This window comes from Streptosporangiales bacterium (genome assembly GCA_009379955.1).
Lineage (GTDB): Bacteria > Actinomycetota > Actinomycetes > Streptosporangiales > WHST01 > WHST01.
This window is the reverse complement of record WHST01000204.1, coordinates 1-5532: the sequence shown is the minus strand read 5'-3', so window position 1 is coordinate 5532 and position 5532 is coordinate 1. Positions and strand designations below refer to the sequence as shown.

The 5532-nt window shown below is 71.6% G+C and carries 5 protein-coding genes; 2 read left to right on the top strand and 3 right to left on the bottom strand.

Translation table 11 applies throughout. The annotated features are described in order from the left end of the window. Window positions 1-180: 180 nt before the first annotated feature. From GEV10_31610 to GEV10_31600, 3 genes are all read right to left on the bottom strand, one after another. On the bottom strand, window positions 181-1161 hold the full coding sequence (locus tag GEV10_31610; GenBank protein ID MQA82949.1) for an alpha-ketoacid dehydrogenase subunit beta: 981 nt from the start codon (window positions 1159-1161) through the stop codon (window positions 181-183). 1 nt (window position 1162) lies between these two features. Beyond that, the gene (locus tag GEV10_31605) at window positions 1163-2089 is read right to left on the bottom strand and encodes a pyruvate dehydrogenase (acetyl-transferring) E1 component subunit alpha (GenBank protein MQA82948.1); all 927 of its coding nucleotides are present in this window, start codon (window positions 2087-2089) and stop codon (window positions 1163-1165) included. 80 nt (window positions 2090-2169) lie between these two features. Continuing rightward, on the bottom strand, window positions 2170-3378 hold the full coding sequence (locus GEV10_31600; GenBank protein MQA82947.1) for a mandelate racemase/muconate lactonizing enzyme family protein: 1209 nt from the start codon (window positions 3376-3378) through the stop codon (window positions 2170-2172). Between the two features lie 139 nt (window positions 3379-3517). Here GEV10_31600 and GEV10_31595 point away from each other — a divergent pair, with 139 nt between their 5' ends. Beyond that, window positions 3518-4285, top strand: coding sequence for an SDR family oxidoreductase (locus tag GEV10_31595; protein ID MQA82946.1), 768 nt, complete (start codon window positions 3518-3520; stop codon window positions 4283-4285). A gap of 86 nt (window positions 4286-4371) precedes the next feature. Next, on the top strand, window positions 4372-5364 hold the full coding sequence (locus tag GEV10_31590; protein ID MQA82945.1) for a LacI family DNA-binding transcriptional regulator: 993 nt from the start codon (window positions 4372-4374) through the stop codon (window positions 5362-5364). Window positions 5365-5532 lie beyond the last annotated feature (168 nt).

The following is a 5532-nucleotide window of genomic DNA, read 5'->3' as shown; positions in this document are numbered from 1 at the left end:
TCCAAGAGCAACAGGACCGTCGACAAGTCCCAGTTTCCCTTGCAGACAAGGCACTTTCGCATCACCACACCCCGTGTCGCCCCACCAGGTGTGAAAGACCGAGGTTAACGTGATCAACGTGGACTTCACCTCGTGCCGGGACGAGGTGAAGTCCACGTCCGCGAGGTGAAGCGCCGGGTCTCAGTACGAGACGAGCTTGCGGGTCTCGGTGACGATGCGGTCGACGCTGGGCAGCCAGGCGTCCTCGAGGGTGCCGGCGTAGGGCACGGGCGTGTCGTCGGCCGCGACGAGCACTGGGGCGGCGTCGAACAGGTCGAAGTGCCCGGTCACCATCCGCGCGACGAGCGAGGCGCCCCAGCTGCCGGCCTGCGGCGCCTCCTGCACCACGACCAGGCGCGAGGTGGTGCGCAGGCTGTCGGCCACGGCGTCGTCGTCGAACGGCACCAGCGTGCGCGGGTCGATGACGGTCGCCTCGACACCCTCGGACGCCAGCCGCTCGGCGGCCTCGACCGACCGATGACGCATCTGCTGCGTCGCGACGATCGTGACGTCGGCGCCCCGCCGGACGACGTCGGCCACGCCGAGCGGCAGCGGACCCGCGCCGTCCTCGACCTCGCCCTTCACCGCGAACAGGTTCTTGTGCTCGAAGAACAGCACGGGGTCGTCGTCGCGGATCGCCCCGCGCATCAGGCCGTAGAGGTCGGGCACCGTCGCGGGCACCACGATCTTCAGGCCGGGGATGTTGAGGAACCAGTTCTCCGCCGGCTGGGAGTGCTGGGCGGCGAACCCACCGCCCGCGCCGTTGGCCATCCTGATCGTGACCGGGAGCCGTGCCTGGCCGTCCGTCATGTACCTGAACTTGGCGAGCTGGTTGGCGATCTGGTCGAAGCACACGCCGGCGAAGTCGGCGAACATGATCTCCGCGACCGGCCGGACGCCCATCATCGCCGCGCCGATGGCGGCGCCGACGATCGCCTGCTCGGAGATCGGGGTGTCGCGCACCCGGTCGGAGCCGAACCGCTCGTGCAGCCCGACCGTGGACTTGAACGCGCCGCCTGCCGCGCCGACGTCCTCGCCGATGAAGATCACCTTCGGGTCGGCGGCGAGCTCGTCGGCGAGCGCCCGCGCGATGACCTGCCGGTAGTTCATGGTCTCGCCCACGTCAGCTCCTCTCCGCCCAGACGTTCGCGAACCGCGCCTCGGGTTCGGGCTGCGGCCACGCGATCGCGCGCTCCGCGGCGTCCTTGACATCGCGCAGCACCTCGTCGCGGATCGCACCCACCTGCTCGGCGCCGAGCGTGCCCGCGGCGACGACCGCGTCGCTCAGCCGGGTGATCGGATCCCGCGCGATCCAGCCGTCGAGCTCGCCGTCCGGCCGGTACGCACCGGGGTCGGACCGCGAGTGTCCCTGCTGGCGGTAGGTGTCGGCCTCGACGAGCGTCGGCCCGTCGCCCGCACGCGCCCGCGCCACGGCGTCGCGCGCGACCGCGCGCACGGCCACGACGTCGTTGCCGTCGACGTACACGCCCGGCATGCCGTACGACGCAGCGCGGTCGGCGAGGCGGGTGACCGGGGTGGTCGCCTCGAGCGGGCTGTACTCGCCGTAGTGGTTGTTCTCGATGACGAAGATCGCCGGCAGCTTCCAGATCGACGCGAGGTTGAGGCTCTCGTGGAACGCGCCGATGTTCGTGGCGCCGTCACCGAAGAACGCGACGGACACCGCGCCGGTGCGCAGGTACTGCGACGCGAGCGCGGCGCCGACAGAGGTGGGCAGGTGCCCGCCGACGATCGCGTTCGATCCCAGCGCGCCGACCGACAGGTCCGCGAGATGCATCGAGCCGCCCTTGCCGCCGCACAGGCCCTGCGCGCGGCCGAGCAGCTCGCCGAAGCTGCGGTCGACCGGTGCCCCCATCGCGAGGACGGCGCCGTGCCCGCGGTAGGTGCAGGTCATGGTGTCGCCCGCCGACAGCGCGCGGCAGACGCCGACCGCGACGGCCTCCTGGCCCTGGCACAGGTGCGTGCTGCCGCGGACGAGGTTGCGGGTGAACAGCTCCTTGACCTCGTCCTCGAAGAACCTGATGGTCCACATGGCACGCAGCAGCTCGTCCGCGTCGGCCGGTGCTCCCTCGGCGAGCGACCGCGGCTCGGCGTTCGACACGTTCGTCCTCCTCAGCTCTTCACCAGGTAGCGCCCGATGTAGTCCCAGTCGAGCTCCCAGCCGAGGCCTGGAGCGTCGGACAGCACGAGCTCGCCTGCCTCCAGCGGCGGTCGGTTGGCGACCAGGTTCCACCAGAACGGGTCGCGGTCCGGGTGGAAGCACTCCGCGTACGTGCCGTGCGGCTGACTGGCGACGAGGTGCGCAGACACCTGCGGCTCCTCGTGGTGACCCATCTGCACCTCGTACGCGTGCGCGATGGCCGCGGTACGCCGCCACGCCGTCGGCCCGCCCGACCAGGAGGCGTCGAAGTTGCACACATCGACCGCGCCGGCCTCCATCAGGTCGCGGCACCCGGACGGCGACACCTCGCTCTGTCCTGCGCACACGGGGATCGTCGTCCGCGCGCGGACGTCGCGAAGCGAGCGGCGGTCGTTGAACCACTGCACGGGCTCCTCGAACCAGCGCACCCCGAGACCGTCGACGCGCCGGCAGAAGTCGACTGCGTCGGAGACCGTGTAGCCCTGGTTGGCGTCGACGGTGAGGATGAAGTCGTCGCCGCCCGCCTCGCATGCGGCACGCACCCGCTCCGCGTCGACCGCCGGCGTCGCGCCGCCGACCTTGAACTTCATGCCCGCCAGTCCCATCTCGCGGTAGCCGGCCACCTCGTCGGCGATCGTGCCGAGCGGCTCGCCGTAGTACCCGCCGATGGCCAGGAGCGGCACGCGGTTCGAGTAGCCGCCCCACAGGCGCCACAGCGGGACGCCGAGCGCCTTGCCGACGGCGTCCCAGACCGCGGTGTCGACGCAGGCGAGCGCGACGAGCCCCAGCCGCCGGTCACGAAGGATGTCGTACGTCGCGGGGAAGCCCGCCTGCCAGACCCGCTCGGTCGCCATCGCGTCGAGCCCCAGCACGTTCGGCGCGATCTCTGCGGTCACGATGCGGTCGATGTCGTGGAGCGTCTTGTCCTCGTCGCCGGCGTACGCCTCGCCGACGATGCCGGCGTCGGTGTGCACCCGGGTGACGAGCGTCGCACGGTGGGTCATCTGATAATGGCTACCGCGGAAGGTGCGCGCCAGCGGGGCGAGCACGGGGAAGGTCTCGATCGCGGTGATGGTGAGGTCGGTCGCCGACCGGTGCTCGCCGGTCGTACGCTGCGCGACTCCTGCGTCGACGTCGGTCACGGGCCCCCCTACGTCTTCCGGGAACGTTTCCAGAACCATCGTGACAGACGATATCCAGCCGTCGACACGTTACGCAAGGCGGGCCCGTTCCTTGACCCGATGTGTGCGGCGGCGCTAGCTTCGGAATCTCTGGAAACGTTTCTTGACCCCTGGGGGGACGCATGCGGCGAGGCGAGCCATGACGTGGAACCTCGGTGCCGGGCTCGACGGCCGGGTGGTCCTGTGCACAGGCGCCGCGGGCGGCGTCGGGCGCGCGGCGGTCGAGGCGTTCGCCACGACCGGCGCCCGGGTGGTGGCGAGCGACCGCGGGCAGGGCCCGCTCGACGAGATCGTCGCCGCACTCCCCGGCGACGGGCACCTGGCCGTGGCGACCGACCTCGCCCGTCCGGACGCGCCCGCCCGCCTGGTGGCCGACACCGTCTCGGCCGCGGGACGCCTCGACGTCCTGGTGAACTACGCGGCGGTCCTCCGGCGCCGCACCGAGATCGACGACGTCACCGAGAGCGACTGGGACGACCAAGAGTCGGTGAACCTGCGGGCCACGTTCTTCCTCTGCCGCGCGGCCGCGCGGCAGATGCGGGAGCAGGGCGACGGCGGCCGGATCGTCACCGTGGCGTCCCAGAGCTGGTGGACAGGCGGCCACGGCGGCTCCGTCGTGTACGCGGCGACCAAGGGCGGCGTGGTCTCGATGACCCGCGGCCTCGCCCGCACGCTCGCCCCGCACGGGATCACCGTCAACTGCCTCGCGCCCGGCAACGTCGACACGCCGATGCTCACCACGGGCCTCGCCGACGGCGTCCTCGACAAGCAGCTCGAGGCCACGCCGCTCGGCCGGCTCGCGCAGCCGGAGGACCTCGCCGGCACCGCGGTCTTCCTCGCATCCCGACACGCGGCGTACATCACCGGAGCCACGATCAACGTCAGCGGCGGCCTGCTGATGTACTGAGCACCGTAGCGACGACAGCAGGAGGCCGAGTGAGCCCGAAGTCCGCAGGCACGCCGCCGGCGCGCGCCGGCCTGCAGCGGGCGAGCATGCGCGAGGTCGCCGACCGGGCCGGCGTCGCCCTGTCGTCGGTGTCGCGGGTCCTCTCCGGCCACCCGGACGTCAGCGACGTGATGCGCCATCGGGTGCTCGACGCGGTCGCCGCGCTCGGCTACGAGCCCGACATGCTGGCCCAGAGCCTGCGCACCGGCGCGACCATGACGGTCGGGTTCGTGGTCGGTGACATCTCCAACCCGCTGCTCGCACAGATCGGCCAGGGCGCGGAGACGCGCCTGAGCGAGGCCGGCTACTCCCTGCAGCTCGCGAACTCCATGAACGACGCGCACCTCGACGCCAGGCACGTACGCCTGTTCCGGCAGCGCCGCGTCGACGGACTGCTGCTCTCGCTCGCCGCGGAGGACCACGACGAGACGCTGACGAGCCTGGCGTCCGCGCAGACACCGAGCGTGCTCGTCGACCGCAACAGCACCCTCGCGCCCGAGGCCAGCTCCGTGCTGAGCGACCATGCGTTCGGCATGTCGGAGGCCGTCACCCACCTGTTCGAGCTCGGACACCACAGGATCGCGCTCGTCAACGGCAACCCGCACGTGCGTCCCGCCAAGGAACGCGCCCGGGTGCTCCGCAGGCTGTCCCGCGGACGTGCCGACGTCGCCGCCCTGGTGCGGCAGGGGTCGTTCACGCCGGAGCACGGCGAGGCCGCGAGCATGGACGCGCTGAGCCAGGACGACCCGCCGACCGCGATCATCGCCGGCGGCAACCAGATCCTCACCGGCGTGCTCAGGGCCGTGCGATCGGCGGGCCTGCGGATCCCCGACGACATCTCGGTCATCACGTGCGACGACGTGCCGCTGGCCGAGTTCCTCGAGCCGCCGATCGCCACCATCTCCCGCGACCCCCGCGAGATGGGACGCGTCGCCGCGGAGCTGCTGCTCGACCTCATCGCCGGCGGCGAGCCGCGCGAGGTCGTCCTCCCCACCGGCTTCCGCGCCACGAAGAGCTGCGGCCGCCCCGCCCGCGACTGACCCGGTCACCGCACGCCCCGGCGCTCTCCCTGTTGATCACGTTAACCTCGGTCTTTCACACCTGGTGGGGCGACACGGGGTGTGGTGATGCGAAAGTGCCTTGTCTGCAAGGGAAACTGGGACTTGTCGACGGTCCTGTTGCTCTTGGAGAAAGGCACTTCGCGGGTG